The sequence below is a fragment of the Streptomyces flavotricini genome (assembly GCF_020639365.1).
In the GTDB taxonomy this organism is placed as follows: Bacteria; Actinomycetota; Actinomycetes; order Streptomycetales; family Streptomycetaceae; genus Streptomyces; species Streptomyces flavotricini.
In genome coordinates this window covers 3,343,750-3,357,857 of record NZ_JAINUL010000001.1, presented here as the reverse complement: position 1 = coordinate 3,357,857, position 14,108 = coordinate 3,343,750, and the positions used below count along the sequence as shown (strand labels likewise).

Annotated in this window: 12 protein-coding genes and 1 pseudogene; 10 read left to right on the top strand and 3 right to left on the bottom strand. The window is 74.4% G+C overall.

Going from position 1 to position 14,108, the window contains the following annotated elements; translation table 11 throughout:
• Nucleotides 1–253 precede the first annotated feature (253 nt).
• Nucleotides 254–1,552: a glycosyltransferase family protein gene (locus K7B10_RS14915; RefSeq protein WP_229336531.1), complete on the top strand. Its 1,299-nt coding sequence runs from the start codon at nucleotides 254–256 to the stop codon at nucleotides 1,550–1,552.
• A gap of 43 nt (nucleotides 1,553–1,595) precedes the next feature.
• Here the strand turns inward: K7B10_RS14915 and K7B10_RS14910 are convergent, their stop codons facing one another.
• Both K7B10_RS14910 and K7B10_RS14905 read right to left on the bottom strand, forming a co-directional pair.
• A complete protein-coding gene (locus K7B10_RS14910; protein ID WP_229336530.1) occupies nucleotides 1,596–1,940 on the bottom strand; it encodes a hypothetical protein in 345 nt (114 codons plus the stop codon).
• A complete protein-coding gene (locus tag K7B10_RS14905; protein ID WP_229336529.1) occupies nucleotides 1,937–2,437 on the bottom strand; it encodes a DUF6232 family protein in 501 nt (166 codons plus the stop codon). Before K7B10_RS14905 ends, K7B10_RS14910 begins: the two co-directional genes overlap by 4 nt.
• Before the next feature lie 150 nt (nucleotides 2,438–2,587).
• Between K7B10_RS14905 and K7B10_RS14900 the strand changes: the two are divergent.
• From K7B10_RS14900 to K7B10_RS14880, 5 genes and pseudogenes are all read left to right on the top strand, one after another.
• Nucleotides 2,588–3,451, top strand: a pseudogene (locus tag K7B10_RS14900) (sulfurtransferase); the annotation flags it as partial.
• A complete protein-coding gene (locus tag K7B10_RS14895; protein ID WP_372481551.1) occupies nucleotides 3,434–3,988 on the top strand; it encodes a DinB family protein in 555 nt (184 codons plus the stop codon). The pseudogene K7B10_RS14900 and the gene K7B10_RS14895, both read left to right, overlap by 18 nt.
• Nucleotides 3,989–4,090: 102 nt before the next feature.
• Nucleotides 4,091–4,846, top strand: a complete 756-nt coding sequence (locus K7B10_RS14890) for a DUF4097 family beta strand repeat-containing protein (protein ID WP_229336528.1) — start codon at nucleotides 4,091–4,093, stop codon at nucleotides 4,844–4,846.
• A gap of 172 nt (nucleotides 4,847–5,018) precedes the next feature.
• Entirely contained in the window at nucleotides 5,019–7,418 is a 2,400-nt protein-coding gene (gene lon, locus K7B10_RS14885) for an endopeptidase La (protein WP_229336527.1), read from the top strand.
• 196 nt (nucleotides 7,419–7,614) lie between these two features.
• Nucleotides 7,615–8,067, top strand: coding sequence for a MarR family winged helix-turn-helix transcriptional regulator (locus K7B10_RS14880; RefSeq protein WP_372481412.1), 453 nt, complete (start codon nucleotides 7,615–7,617; stop codon nucleotides 8,065–8,067).
• A 45-nt stretch (nucleotides 8,068–8,112) separates the two neighbouring features.
• Here K7B10_RS14880 and K7B10_RS14875 read toward each other — a convergent pair whose 3' ends face one another.
• Nucleotides 8,113–8,886, bottom strand: a complete 774-nt coding sequence (locus K7B10_RS14875; protein WP_229336525.1) for a protein phosphatase 2C domain-containing protein — start codon at nucleotides 8,884–8,886, stop codon at nucleotides 8,113–8,115.
• Nucleotides 8,887–9,357: 471 nt separating this feature from the next.
• Here K7B10_RS14875 and K7B10_RS14870 point away from each other — a divergent pair, with 471 nt between their 5' ends.
• Genes K7B10_RS14870 through K7B10_RS14855 form a run of 4 tightly spaced genes read left to right on the top strand, consistent with a single transcriptional unit; the run spans nucleotide 9,358 to nucleotide 14,087 of the window.
• Complete coding sequence (locus K7B10_RS14870) at nucleotides 9,358–12,558, top strand: sensor histidine kinase (RefSeq protein WP_229336524.1); 3,201 nt, start codon at nucleotides 9,358–9,360, stop codon at nucleotides 12,556–12,558.
• A complete protein-coding gene (locus K7B10_RS14865) occupies nucleotides 12,555–13,055 on the top strand; it encodes a roadblock/LC7 domain-containing protein (protein WP_229336523.1) in 501 nt (166 codons plus the stop codon). Before K7B10_RS14870 ends, K7B10_RS14865 begins: the two co-directional genes overlap by 4 nt.
• The gene (locus tag K7B10_RS14860) at nucleotides 13,052–13,456 is read left to right on the top strand and encodes a DUF742 domain-containing protein (RefSeq protein ID WP_030859222.1); all 405 of its coding nucleotides are present in this window, start codon (nucleotides 13,052–13,054) and stop codon (nucleotides 13,454–13,456) included. The genes K7B10_RS14865 and K7B10_RS14860 overlap by 4 nt, the downstream gene beginning before the upstream one ends.
• A 13-nt stretch (nucleotides 13,457–13,469) precedes the next feature.
• Nucleotides 13,470–14,087, top strand: a complete 618-nt coding sequence (locus K7B10_RS14855; RefSeq protein ID WP_229345059.1) for a GTP-binding protein — start codon at nucleotides 13,470–13,472, stop codon at nucleotides 14,085–14,087.
• Nucleotides 14,088–14,108: the final 21 nt, after the last annotated feature.

The window sequence follows — 14,108 nt, the reverse complement described above, 5'->3', positions numbered from 1 at the left end:
CCGCCCCCCGAACCGCACCCCGCCAGGACCACCGCACTCAGCAGCACCGCCGCCACCGCTCGGAACGCGCGCACACCCCACCCCCGGAGGTTTTCGGGCCGACCCCCGAGTATGGAGTCGCCACCACCCGCACGGAAAGCACCAGGAGGACGACATCCGCCGCACCGCCGCCTGGCGCTGGCTGCCGCCGCTGCTCGCCGTCCTCCTCGGCCTCTGGGGCCTGGAGCGCGCCGGCGCGGACGGCCGCGGCAGCATGTGGCGCGACGAGTCCGTCACCTGGCAGGTGGCGCACCGGCCGCTCGGCGGGATCTGGGAGCTGCTCGGGCAGGTCGACGCCGTGCACGGGCTGTACTACCTGCTGATGCACGCGGTGTTCGCCGTCTGGGACGGCGGGGGAGCCGGGCCGGGCGGCGGGCCGGGCGCGGGAGGCCTGTGGGCGCTGCGCCTGCCGTCGGTCGCCGCCACGGCCCTCGCGGCCGCCGGGGTGGCCGCCGTCGCGCACCGGCTGGCGGGGGAGCGGGCCGCGCTGTGGTCCGGGGCGGCCTACGCCGTGCTGCCGCCCGTGCAGACGTACGGGCAGGAGGGGCGCTCGTACGCCCTCGTCGCGGCGGCCGTGGTGTGGGCGACGTACCTGATGCTGCGCGGGCGGTGGGTCGCGTACTCCGTGGTCCTGCTGGCGGGCTGCTGGCTGCACGAGTTCGCCGTACTGGCCCTCCTCGCGCACGGGGTCGGCGCCTGGCGCTCGCGGGGATGGCGGTGGAGCGCCGCCGCGGTGGTGGCCCTGCTGCTGCCGCTGGCCGCGGTGAGCGCCCGGCAGGCGGAGCAGCAGCTGGGCTGGCTCGGCAGACCGAGTGGGCGGGACTGGGCGGCCTACGGGGTGGTCGCGGCGGCCGCCCTGCTGCTCGCGCGGAGCCCGGCCGTACCGCGGGCGCTGGTCCGGGTCGCCCTGCCGCTGGCGCTGATCCCGCCGGGCCTGCTCATGGCGGTCTCCCTCGCCCACCCCTGGTACGTGGACCGGTACGTGCTCTACGCACTGGCCGGGCTCTCCCTGCTCGCCGGGGCCCGGCTGGCGGTGGCCCGGGGGTGGTGGCCGTGGCTGCTGGTGGGCGCCCTGCTGGTGCCGTTCGGGTGGTGGTCGGTGTGGCTGCGCACGCCCGAGAGCCGCAAGGACGACGTGCTCGCGGTGGCCGCCGCCGTACGGGAACGGGCCCGGCCGGGCGACGCCGTGCTGTTCATGCCCGCACGGCGGCGCGAGTGGCTGCTGTCCTCGCCCGAGCTGTACGGGAGCCTGCGCGACCTGGCCCTGGACCGCACCCCGGCCGCTTCGCACAGCCTCCAGGGCACGGAGCTCCCGACGGCGCAGATCTGGAGCCGCCTGGTGGACGCCCCCCGGGTGGTGGCCCTGACGGACCCGGCGGACCAGCCGCTGGACCCGTACCCCCGCGAGGCGGTCAAACGCCAGACGCTGGCCTCGCACTTCGACCTGTGCTCGACGGACGAGGTCCGGGGTGCCCGGATCGCCGTCTACGCCCGGCCGGGCCACTGCCCTTGAGGGTGCGGCACCTGCGCCCGGCCGGCCCGGAGGCCCTCGGCGCCTATGTGCCGAAGAGCGCCATCACCCGGCGGACCGCCTCGGCCACCGGGAGGCCGATCTCGCCGACCAGTTGGGCGACCCCGGAGACGCTCCCCAGGGCCCGGCGGAACGCGCCGCGCTCCACGCCGTCCTCGGTCAGGGTGTCGAGGGATGCGTCCAGGACCGCCCGGTCGTCCTCCTGGACCCGTCCCCGCAGCACCTCGATGAGGCCGATCAGATCCTGGAGGGCCGCCTGCGGGTCCTGCGGCGCATTGTTCTGCGTGCCGATCTTGCCGATGTTGTTCGTTCCGAAAACCTGGAAGTTGTCGCCGACCTGCCCGATCCGGAAGTCCTCGTTGCCGCTCAATTCCCCACCTTCCCGACGTTGCCGCTGCCGAACACCTTGAAGTTGTCGCCGACCTGGCCGATGTAGTTCGTGACCTGCTGGTGGAAGCTGGCCTGCGGGTTGTCGATGGCCTCCATGATCACGCGGACGAGGTCGTGGACGAGTGCCAGGTCGTTGGTGACGAGCGCGGTGTTCGGCGTGCCCGCGGTCTCGATCACCAGCGCGTAGTACGTCTTGTCCAGGATGACGCCGCCCAGTTGCACCACGAGGAGGGCGATCGCCACGAGCGCGACGACGGCCGCCGCGTCCTGGTACCCGTTCGGGAGCACGACGAGGGCGATGAACGCGAGGACGACCACCGTCACGAAGGACTTCACGAAGCGCGCGATCGCCTGTCTGCGCGGGGGATCGACCTTGACCGTGGTCGCCCGGGCGATGTTGTTCAGCGGGTACGCCTCCGCGCCGATCCAGAGCACCCTTCGGCTGACGACCACGTCGGTCACCACACTCTTGGCCATCGCGACTCCCCCCATGTTCTGATGTACGGCACAGCATCCCCGCCAACTCCCTTACCGGCAAGCCGCTTTGCCGGAGCGGCGTGGCTTCGTAGGAGGATGTGCGTGACGGGCCGCTTCGTCTTCGGCCCGCCGACCGCCCGGAGGTGCCGCATGACCGAGACCCGCCCTGCCGCAGAGGCTCCCGCCGTGCTCGGGCCCCCGCCCGCGCCGCTGGTCGGCTCGGACTGGCTGGCCGGCCGGCTCGGCGAGCCGGGGCTCGTCGTGTTCGACGCCTCCGTCGGCGCCCACCGCGGCGCCGGCCGGCGGATCCCGGGCGCCCGGCCCTTCGACCTCGACGGGGCCCTGTCCGACCACGACGCCCCCGCCCCGCACACCATGCCCGCGGCCGCGGCCTTCGAGGAGGCGCTGCGCGGGCTCGGAGTCGAGGACACCAGCACGGTCGTCGTCTACGACGGCGCCGGCGTCTACTCCAGCGCGCGGGCCTGGTGGATGCTGCGCGCCATGGGCTTCGACCGGGCGGCCGTCCTGGACGGCGGGCTGCCCGCGTGGACCGCGGCCGGACTCCCCGTCGAGGAGTGCGGACCGGCGTACGAGGGCCCGCCCGGCTCCTTCACGGCCCGGCCGCGCCCTGGGCTGCTGGTGGACTTCGCCGCCGTCGGGACGGCCCTCACCGATCCCGGGGCGCTCGTACTGGACGCCCGTACGCGCGAACGCTTCACCGGCGCGGCCCCCGAACCCCGGCCGGGGCTGCGCGGGGGCCACATGCCGGGCGCGGTGAACCTGCCGTTCGGGGACCTCCAGCGCGACGGCCTGATGCGGCCCGCCGGGGAACTCCGCGAGGCCTTCGCGGCGTTGGCCGGTGACCGGGATCGGCTGTACTTCAGCTGTGGTTCGGGGGTGACGGCCTGCGTCCTGGCCCTGGGCGCCACCCTCGCCGGCTACCGCGACCTGGCGGTCTACGACGGCTCCTGGACGGACTGGGCCGTGCGCACCGAGCTGCCCGCGGTGACGGGCAGGCGCGGGCAGTTCTTCGACGGTGAGCGCTCCGGCGACCGCTTCGCCGGGCCCGCGACGGGCGACGAACGGTTCCTGCTCACCGACGTCCTCGCGGCGCAGCGCGCCACGCTGGAGCTGAAGTGCGCCGGGCTGGACGCGGAGTTGGCCCTGCGGTCGGTGGAGCCGTCCACGCTCTCGCTGCTCGGCATCGTCCGCCACCTCGCGGACGTGGAGCGCCGCTGGTTCCGCCGGGTCCTGGCCGGGCAGGAGGTGCCGGCCCTGTTCTCCTCGGAGGCGGACCCGGACGGCGACTTCGACGGGGCGGCGCCGGGCCCGGGGGCCGTCGCCGCGGCGTGGGAGGCCTGGCGGGACGAGGTCGCGTTCGCTCAGTCGTTCACGGCCGCGGCGCCCGACCTGGGCGTGGAGGCCGAGGACGAATGGCGCGGGAAGGTGTCACTGCGCTGGGTGCTGATCCACATGATCGAGGAGTACGCCCGCCACAACGGCCACGCCGACCTGCTGCGCGAGCGGATCGACGGCGCGATCGGCGTCTGATCCGGAGCCCGGGACCCCGGGGGCGCGGTGGGGATAACCCCACCGCGCCCCCGGGTACGGCCCCCATCGAAGGCGGGGCCCGGGCTCACCACACTGGTGCGCATGCCTTCCCACATCACGTCATTGCGCTTCAGCCGGACGGTGGTCGTCCTCATGGCCGCCGGACTGCTGCTCTACGGCTGCTCCTTCGGGGAAGCCGAGCAGCGGAGGACGGCGACGGCCGACGTGACGGTCGGGGAGGCCGTCACGGCGGTCGAGGTGAAGGACGCCCGGCGCGGCTCCATCGAGGTCGCTCCCGGCACGGGCCCCGGGGTCACGGTCCACCGGACCGTGCACTACCGCGGCGACGCGGCGCCGAAGCCGGGCCAGCGGGTGTCGGGAGGGGTCCTCACCTTCACGGAGGGCTGCTCCGACCCCTGCTTCGTCGACTACCGCCTGGAGGTCCCGGCCTCGGCCACGGTGACGCTGGCGAGCAGCAGCGGCCGCATCTCGGTGACCGGGGTGGCGGGGGCGGACCTCTCGTCCTCCTCGGGCGACGTGACGGCCGACCGCACCACCGGCCCCCTGAAGGTCCGTACGTCCTCGGGATCGATCACCGCCACCGCCCTGACAGCCCCGACGGCCGACCTCCAGGCCTCCTCGGGCGACACCCGCCTGACCTTCGCGAGCCCGCCGGCATCGGTGACGGCGCGGTCCTCCTCGGGCGACGTGATCCTCAGGGTCCCCCCGGCCCCGTACGAGATCACGACGGCCACCGGCTCCGGCACCCGCAACACCCTCCCCTCCACCCCCACGGCCCCCTCCCACCTCAACGTCCAGACCTCCTCGGGCGACATCCACGTCCAGTCGACCCCCTGAGCCCGCCGGTCCGGCCACCCGCCCGGCCGCGACAGAGGAGCGGCCACGCGTGCGGGGTGTGGTCGTGGGGTCGCGAGGGGTGTTCGCCGCGGGCGAACGGGGGTGGGGGAACATTGGGAGGCGCACATGCATTGAGTCGGCATAGCTCAACTTCACTGCCGGAAGGAAGATCATGGCTTCGACGTCCGTAACGCTCACTCTGCCCGTGCTGCCGCTTGACGACGAGGTCGTGCTGCCGGGGATGGTCGTTCCGCTGGACCTGTCCGATGCCGAGGTGCGGGGGGCCGTCGAGGCCGCCCAGGCGGCGGTCCGGAGCGGGAAGCCCCGGGTGCTGCTCGTGCCCCGCGTCGACGGGAAGTACGCCGGCACCGGTGTGCTCGGAACCGTCGAGCAGGTGGGGCGGCTCTCCGACGGGGACCCCGGGGCACTCATCCGCGGTGTCGGCCGCGTCAGGATCGGGGCCGGGACCACCGGGCCCGGGGCCGCGCTCTGGGTCGAGGGCGAGAGCGTCGACGAGAGGCTGCCCGATCCGCTGCCCGGGTCGGTCACCGAGCTCGTCAAGGAGTACAAGGCACTCGCCACCAGCTGGCTCAAGAAGCGCGGGGCCTGGCAGGTCGTGGACCGCGTCCAGCAGATCGAGGGGGTGTCCGCGCTCGCGGACAACTCCGGGTACTCGCCCTTCCTGACCGTCGCCCAGAAGGTCGAACTGCTCGAGACCGCCGACCCCGTCGCCCGCCTCAAGCTGGCCATCACCTGGCTGCGCGACCACCTCGCCGAGCAGGACGTGGCCGAGTCCATCGCCAAGGACGTCCAGGACGGCGTCGAGAAGCAGCAGCGCGAGTTCCTGCTGCGCCGCCAGCTGGAGGCCGTGCGCAAGGAACTGCGCGAGCTGAACGGCGAGAAGGACGGCGAGGAGTCCGACGACTACCGGGCCCGCGTGGAGGGCGCCGACCTGCCCGAGAAGGTACGGGAGGCCGCGCTCAAGGAGGTGGACAAGCTGGAGCGGTCCAGCGACCAGTCCCCCGAGGGCTCCTGGATCCGCACCTGGCTCGACACCGTCCTGGAACTGCCCTGGAACGAGCGGACCGAGGACGAGTACGACATCCGCGGCGCCCGGGCGATCCTGGACGCCGAGCACGCCGGTCTGAGCGACGTGAAGGACCGCATCACCGAGTACCTCGCCGTCCGCAAGCGGCGCGGTGAGCGCGGCATGGGCGTCGTCGGCGGCCGCCGCGGCGGCGCCGTCCTGGCGCTCGTCGGGCCTCCCGGCGTCGGCAAGACCTCCCTCGGGGAGTCCGTCGCCCACGCCATGGGCCGCAAGTTCGTCCGCGTCGCCCTCGGCGGCGTCCGCGACGAGGCCGAGATCCGCGGCCACCGGCGCACGTACGTCGGCGCCCTGCCCGGCCGCATCGTGCGGGCCGTCAAGGAAGCCGGGTCCATGAACCCCGTCGTCCTGCTCGACGAGATCGACAAGGTCGGGTCGGACTTCCGCGGAGACCCGGCGGCCGCACTGCTGGAGGTCCTGGACCCCGCCCAGAACCACACCTTCCGGGACCACTACCTGGAGGTGGAGCTGGACCTGAGCGACGTCGTCTTCCTGGCCACCGCCAACGTCCTGGAGGCCATCCCCGAGGCGCTCGCCGACCGCATGGAGCTCGTCCGCCTCGACGGCTACACCGAGGACGAGAAGGTCGTCATCGCCCGCGACCACCTGCTGCCCCGCCAGCTGGAGCGCGCCGGACTCGGCGCCGACGAGGTGGTGCTGGAGGAGGACGCCCTGCGCAAGCTGGCCGGGGAGTACACCCGCGAGGCGGGCGTGCGCACCCTGGAGCGGTCCGTCGCGCGGCTCCTGCGCAAGGTGGCCTCCCAGCACGAGCTGGGGGAGCGGGAGCTGCCGCTGCACATCGGCGCCGACGACCTGCGCGGGCTCATCGGGCGCCCGCACCACGTCCCGGAGTCCGCGCAGGACCCCGCCGAGCGGCGCACCGCCGTCCCCGGCGTGGCCACCGGGCTCGCCGTGACCGGCGCGGGCGGGGACGTCCTGTTCGTGGAGGCCTCGCTGGCCGACCCCGAGACGGGCGCTGCCGGACTCACCCTCACCGGGCAGCTCGGCGACGTCATGAAGGAGTCGGCGCAGATCGCGCTCAGCTTCCTGCGCTCGCACGGCGCGGAGCTGGAGCTCCCGGTCGCCGACCTGAAGGACCGGGGCGTGCACATCCACTTCCCGGCGGGCGCGGTGCCGAAGGACGGCCCGAGCGCGGGCATCACGATGACCACGGCGCTCGCCTCGCTGCTCTCCGGGCGGCAGGTGCGCACCGACGTGGCCATGACCGGCGAGGTCTCGCTGACCGGGCGCGTCCTGCCCATCGGCGGGGTCAAGCAGAAGCTGCTGGCCGCGCACCGGGCCGGCCTGACCACGGTGATCATCCCGAAGCGGAACGAGGCCGACCTGGACGACGTCCCGTCCGAGGTGCTGGAGGGACTCGAGGTGCACCCGGTGACGGACGTGCGCCAGGTCCTGGAACTGGCCCTCAGCCAGTCGGACGCCGTCCCGGTCACCGTCGCCGCCTGACCGGCCCACCGGCTCGGCCTGACCGGCCCCCCCCCCGGGCCCGCCGGCCGGTCGCGCACGGCCCGGGACCCCCTCCTTCCCGCGGACTCCACCGGCCGGGACCCTCCCCCCGGACTCCGACCGGGGGGACGCCCAGGCGGGGTCCCGGGCCGGTGGCGGGCACGCTGCGAAATACTGGTGCCTCAGGACATCAGCGATGGGAGCGGACGTGCACGGAAGCGAAGACCAGGAGTTCCTTGCGCTGGAGCGGGAACTGTCCGTCTTCCTCCGGCGCGCCAGGGCTTCCTCCGGGGAGATGGCCCGCGCGCTCCACCCCGAGCTGGAACCGGCCGCGTACGGGCTGCTCGTGCGGCTGGAGGCGGCGGGGCGGCAGCGGGCCACCGAGCTCGCCGCGTACTTCGGCGTCGGCAAGGCCACCATGAGCCGGCAGCTGCGCGCCCTGGAAGTGCTGGGGCTGGTGGCGCGCGAGCCGGACCCGGCCGACGGCCGGGCCTCCCTGGTCGACCTCACGGACGAAGGCCGGGAGCGGTTCCTGCGCGTGCGCGGGGCCCGGCGCGAGCAGTACATGCGCAAGCTCGCCGACTGGGACCGGGGAGAGGTCGCCGAGCTCGCCCGGCTCCTCCGCCAGTTGAACCAGGGCGCGGAGTAACACCCGAAGGGACTCCCCGGACATGCCCTGAGGTCCGCGGCACCCCTAGAGCTCCGCGTACGCCGCCGAGGCGTCGTCGTGGCGTTTGCCGCGGCCGCGGGGGCGGGCCGGGTCCGATTCCAGGATGCGGACCCGGGCGATCAGCGACTGCGCGCCCTCCTTGCGGAGCACCGCCAGGCACTGCGCCCAGTCGCCCTCCCCGAAGGTGTCCGTCCACCGGCTCGCCCCGTCCGTGAGCGCCGCCAGCGCCCGGACCCGCTCGCGCGGCGTCCGGCCCGTCACCGCCCGCGCCGCGACCCGCGGGTCCGCCGCCGCCGTGAAGAAGCCGCCCTCCGCGTTGCGCAGCGCGTCCGCCGAGGCCGATGTCCGCAGCAGCTCGCGCGGGATCCGGTCCAGCCGGTCGTCGAGCACCGCCGTCACCTCGCCGCCCGGCGCTTCGAGGAGCAGGACGGAATCCGAGAGGACGAGGTGCTCCACGTACGCCTCGTCCCACCGCACCATCACCACCGTCGCCTGCGGGGTCCGCACGTGAGAAAGGTCACAGGTTTCGCGGTGGGCGTCGGCGGTGCCGCGGATGGACTCCGCCAGGATCCGGTCCAGTGCCATGTCCGGCCGCGATCCGGACAGTTCGGTCAATCGGCCCCCGAGCCGGGCCGCGAACCAGGGCACGCCGTGCGAACACCCCACCTCGCCGCCCGGCGGGGTGACCCCGTCCAGGGCGACCAGGACTCCACCGCCCGCGGCGGGCATCGCCGCCGATAGCCAGTCCTCGTTGGGGCGTTCCGGGTCGCCGGGGGCCGAGGCGAGGTCGATGCGCATACGGACATTCTGCCCCTCCCGCGCACGCCGGCCCGCCGGGATGGAGTGAAAGGTCCGTACCAATTGAGTGTCCGTCGGGTACGCGGCGCCCGCGCGGCCGGCAGGGTGTTCGGGGCGCCCGCGGCGGCTGTGGGCGCGCATATTGCCAAAGCCCTCACCGATCTTTCAACCACCCGTCCGTGACGGCCCTCTGCAGGCGCGCCGCCGAGTTGGTTGCCAACTCATCCGTGATGTTCACTCGTTCGAGTGGCCGGGTGGGTGATGTCAGGCTCTCCACCCAGCACACTGCAAAGGTCTGAGGCGGTACGAGGAGGCAGGGGGCGTTTACTTGTTGACCGGCCGTTACCTCGGCCACACGAGTAGACGAGCACGAGCACACGTACAGGATTGCGAGCACCGGTGCAGAAGAAGCGGTCTCGGAAGAACGGCACCGCCACCGACGGACCAGCCCCCGCAGGACGCCCCGTCCGCGTGCGCAGCAGGCTCGTCATCGGCGTCGCCGTCGCCGGCCTCACCGTCCTCGCGGCCGGCGCCCCAGCCGTGGTCTCCGCGACGCGGGAGCTGAACGACTCCCAGCAGCTGGTCACGCTCGCCGAGCAGAGCCAGCACACCCTCACCCTCGCGCACCTCCTCGGCGACGAGCGCGACGCCGTCGTCGAGTACGTGGCCAAGGGCCGCCCCGGCGCCCAGGCGAAGGGCCCCGTCCAGGAGCGCACCGCGCTCACCGACCGCCAGCTCGCCGAGGTCCGGAACGAGGCCGACGAGGCGCTCGCCCGCGCCCTCGGCCGCGTCCAGGCCGTCCGCACCGAAGCCGTCGACGGCAAGGGCAGCGCCCTCGCCGCCCAGCAGGCGTACACGGGCGTCATCGCGGAACTGCTCGCGCCGGGCGACCGGCTCGCCGAGCTGACCCCGCCGCGCGCCGTCGCCGCCCTCGCCACCACCCGCCCGCTGGCCCCGCTCGGCCAGGCCGTCGAACAGGCCTCTGCCACCCGCGGACTGCTGCTCGCCGCACTGGCCGTCCCCCGCGGCGAGCAGCCCTCCAACACGGCCGCCGCGGACGAACTCAGCACCGCCGCCCAGCGGGCCCGCGTACGGGAGCAGGCGGCGCTCGACGACTTCAACCGGGTCGCGCGGCCCGACGTACGCCAGACCCTCACCGCCACCGTCACCGGCCCCGACGTCAAGACGGCCGACGACCACCTCAAGCGGCTCACCGAACGACCCACGCTCTCCGCGGCCGACCGCCGGCTCGACGGGGCCTCCGTGGCCCCCTCCCTCACCGCCCGCATCGACCGGATGCGCTCCGTCGAGGCCACCCTCGCCGGGCAGCGGGCCACCGCGCTCGCCACCCTGCGCGACGACGACGTGACCCGGCTGGAGATGCTGGTCGCCCTCCTCGGCCTGCTGTTCCTGGTCGCCGTCGGCTTCGCGACGGCCGTCGCGCGCTCGCTGACCCGGCCGCTGTCCGTACTGCGCCGCGGCGCGGCCCGGCTGGCGACCCCGGAGGGCTCGGTGGAGCCGGTCCGCTTCACCGGCCGCAACGACGAGTTCGCAGAAGTCGTGCGCCACCTCAACGCGGTCCGCGACCAGACCGTCTCCCTGCACACCCGGATCGCGGGCCTGGACGCCGACGGACGCCGGCTCATCGGCCGCAACGAGGCGCTCTCCGCGGCCCGCGACGCGCTGGAGCAGGAACTGACCGCGAGCCGCGAGGCGCTGGAGGAGGAGCTGACGCAACTGCGGGCCGGCCTCGAAGAGCACCGCCGCATCATGTCGACGACGTCGGTCTCGCTCTCGCTGCGCACGCTGGGGCTGGTGGAGCGCCAGCTCGCGGTCATCGAGGAGCTGGAGTCCAGGGAACAGGACCCGGACCGGCTGGCGACCCTGTTCAAGCTGGACCACCTGGCGACGGTCATGCGCCGCCACAACGAGAACCTGCTGGTCCTGGCAGGTCAGGAGCACGGCCACGGCGCCGGGGCCGTACCGGTCCCGCTGGTCGACGTCATGCGGGCCGCGGTCAGCGAGATCGAGCGCTACGAGCGCGTCGACCTGGCGGCGCTCCCGCCCTTCACCCAGGTCGCGGGGCACGCGGCCGACGACATCTCGCACGTGCTCGCCGAACTGCTGGAGAACGCGACGACGTTCTCGCCGCCGGAGGCGAAGGTACGGGTCTCCGGGTGGCTGCTGGACTCGGGTGACGCGGTGCTCTCCGTCGTGGACGAGGGCATCGGGGTCACCGGCGACCGGCTGGAGGCCCTGAACGCCCGCCTGGCCACGCCGGAGGCGTACGACGAGGAGCCCGAAGCCGAACACGGCCTGGGGCTCGGCCTGTACGTGGCCGGCCGCCTGGCGGCACGGCACGGGGTCACCGCCGAGCTGCGCCCCGGACGGCACGCGGGTACGGAGGCCCTCGTGGTCGTCCCCGCCTCGCTGCTGCCGACCACGCCGCCGAACTCGCCGGTCCACACCTTCGCCACGTCGGCACCGGGCGTGCCGGAGCTGCGGCTGCCGGGTGTGATCGCGGAGGCCAACGAGAACACGATCCCGGGGCGCCGCATGCCGGAGCCTCCGGTCGTGGAGCGGGAGGCGGAGGCGTCGACCGACGCGGCCGCGACCCCGGCCGCGACCCCGGCTCACGAGCCCTTCCAGGACCCGGGCCCGGAGGCGGACGCCGAGCTCCTGCGGGGCATGGAGTGGGACCCGGCCACGCCGGACGCCCCGGACGAGCACCTGACCGGGGAGCCGACGCCCGGCCAGGACGCGGACTTCGCCGCGCATGCGGACGCTGGTGCTGGTGCGGACGCTGGTGCGGCTGTGGCCCCGGGCGCCGACCCGGCCTCCGGCCCCGACGCGACCGCCGACGCCATCCCCGACCTGGCCCCGGACTTCGGACCGGACCTGGCCGGGGGGCTGGAACCCGACGCGGCTGCGCACGCCCCGGCCGCGGACGGCCAGCTGCCCCCCGCCGACCAGGTGTTCACCGCCGGACACGGCTTCGGGGACGCCGCGGACGCACTGCCCCCGGCCGGCGGACCGGCCCCGGGCGAGGAGCTGCTGGCCCGCGTGGTGCCGACGGAGCACGAGCTGCCCGGCGCCGACCGGGTGTTCACCGCGGCCGGCAGCCCCGAACAGGCCCCGGCCGAGCCCGATCCCGGCGAAGAACTCCTCGCGCGCGTCGTCCCCGACACGGCACCGGAGGGCTTCGCGGGGCCCGATCCCGACCCGTCGCCCCCCGACCGGCTGCCCGATGCCGGCCCGCGGGCCGACGTACCGGAAGCAGGACCGACGCTTCCCGGGGAGCCCGGGGAGCCCGGGGAGCCCGGGGAGCCCGGGGAGTCCGCCACCGCCGTCGCCCCCGACGGCCCGGCGGAGCCCCACCGGCACGCGCCCGACGAGGCCGACTGGGTCCCCCGCCAGGGGAGCCACCCCGACTCAGGGCCGGAGGCGGCCGTCACCGACAAGGGGCTGCCCAAGCGCACCCCGCGCACGGTGACCCCGCCCCGCCCCGAGACCGCACGGGCGCCCGAGCCGCCGCGCCGCGTCGACGCCGACGAACTGCGCCGCCGGCTCGGCGGCTTCTACCAGGGGACGCGGGACGGACGGCGCGTCGTGGCCGCCGAGCTCGCACAGGACACCGACCAGGGGGACACCGCACAGGAGGCACGCACATGACCGCGCCCAGTACGTACGGACTGAGCACCCAGGCCCGCAACCTGCAGTGGCTGCTGACCGACCTGGTCGAGGAGGTGCCCGGCGTCAACTCCGTCGCCGTCGTGTCCTCGGACGGGCTCCTGCTGCTGTCCTCCGACCCCGGGGGAGCGGCCGCCGGCGCGGCCGCCGCCCCCGGCGAGGGCCCCGCGCGCACCAAGGGCCCGCGCGGCGCCTCCGCCGACCTGGCCACCATCGTCTCCGGTCTCGGCAGCCTCACCACGGGCGCCGCCGAGCTCATGGAAGGCGGGGCGGTCAAGCAGACGATGGTGGCGATGGAGTACGGCTCCGTCTTCGTCATGGCCATCAGCGACGGTTCGCTCCTCGGCGTGCACGCCACCCCCGACTGCGACATGAGCGTCGTCGCCTACCACATGGCGCTGTTCGTCGGCCGGGCCGGCCACGTCCTGACCCCGGAAGTCCGCAGCGAGCTGCGCCAGTCGATGGAGAAGACCCCGTGAGGAGCACGGCCCCGGCGACCGACCGGTTGCCGATACGCGGAGCCGACCGCCGGCCCGCACGCGTCCGCCCGTACTCCCTCACGGGCGGCCGCACCCGCTTCACGCAGGTCCTGCACGTGGAGACGTTCGTCGCCGCCTGCGACACCCGGGCCTCGGAGCCGCAGCGGCCCGAGCCCGACGACCGCATGCCCGAGATGCCGGCGATCGTCGAGGTCTGCCGCCGCATGCGCACCATCGCGGAGATATCCGCGCTGCTGAAGCTGCCGCTCGGGGTGGTCCGCGTCCTGGTCAGCGACCTCGCCGACCAGGGGCGGATACGCGTCTACGGGACGGGGCACGGCCCCGGGCGACCCGAACGCGCGCTGCTGGAAAGGGTGCTCAGTGGTCTTCGCAGTCTCTGACCCGCCCGTCGGCATCCCCGTCCACGCCCGGGCCGCGCTGGACGAAGAGTCCGTCCAGCCCTGGCAGTACGACCGCTCCCGCGCCCCCGTCGCCGTCAAGGTGCTGGTCGCGGGCGGCTTCGGCGTCGGCAAGACCACCTTCGTGTCCTCCGTCTCCGAGATCACACCGCTGCGCACCGAGGCGGTGATGACCCAGGCCAGCATCCCGACGGACGACCTGTCCGGCACCCCGGACAAGAGCACCACCACCGTCGCGATGGACTTCGGCCGCATCACCCTCGCCGACGACCTCGTGCTGTACGTGTACGGGACACCGGGCCAGAAGCGGTTCTGGTTCATGTGGGACGACCTGGTGCGCGGCGCCATCGGCGGCATCGTGCTGGCCGACACCCGCCGGCTGCGCGACTGCTTCCCGGCGCTCGACTACTTCGAGAGCTGCGGGCTCCCGTACGCGGTCGCCGTGAACCACTTCGAGGGCTCGGACGCGTACGAGCCCGATGACGTGCGGGAGGCGCTGACCGTCCCGCCGCACGTGCCGGTGCTGATCATGGACGCGCGGCGCCGGGACACGGTCGTCGAATCCCTGGTGACGCTGGTGGGCCACGCGCTGGACGCGACGCCGGAACCGTAGGACAGCCACCGGAACCGTGAA

What these genes read in the sequence shown, in the direction of transcription:
- K7B10_RS14875 (WP_229336525.1), bottom strand. Translation starts at nt 8,886, where the DNA reads ATGCGCATCGACCTCGCCTCGGCCCCCGGCGACCCGGAACGCCCCAAC.
- K7B10_RS14880 (WP_372481412.1), top strand. Translation starts at nt 7,615, where the DNA reads ATGGGAGCGGACGTGCACGGAAGCGAAGACCAGGAGTTCCTTGCGCTG.
- K7B10_RS14905 (WP_229336529.1), bottom strand. Translation starts at nt 2,437, where the DNA reads ATGGCCAAGAGTGTGGTGACCGACGTGGTCGTCAGCCGAAGGGTGCTC.
- K7B10_RS14865 (WP_229336523.1), top strand. Translation starts at nt 12,555, where the DNA reads ATGACCGCGCCCAGTACGTACGGACTGAGCACCCAGGCCCGCAACCTG.
- K7B10_RS14915 (WP_229336531.1), top strand. Translation starts at nt 254, where the DNA reads ATGTGGCGCGACGAGTCCGTCACCTGGCAGGTGGCGCACCGGCCGCTC.
- lon (WP_229336527.1), top strand. Translation starts at nt 5,019, where the DNA reads ATGGCTTCGACGTCCGTAACGCTCACTCTGCCCGTGCTGCCGCTTGAC.
- K7B10_RS14890 (WP_229336528.1), top strand. Translation starts at nt 4,091, where the DNA reads ATGCCTTCCCACATCACGTCATTGCGCTTCAGCCGGACGGTGGTCGTC.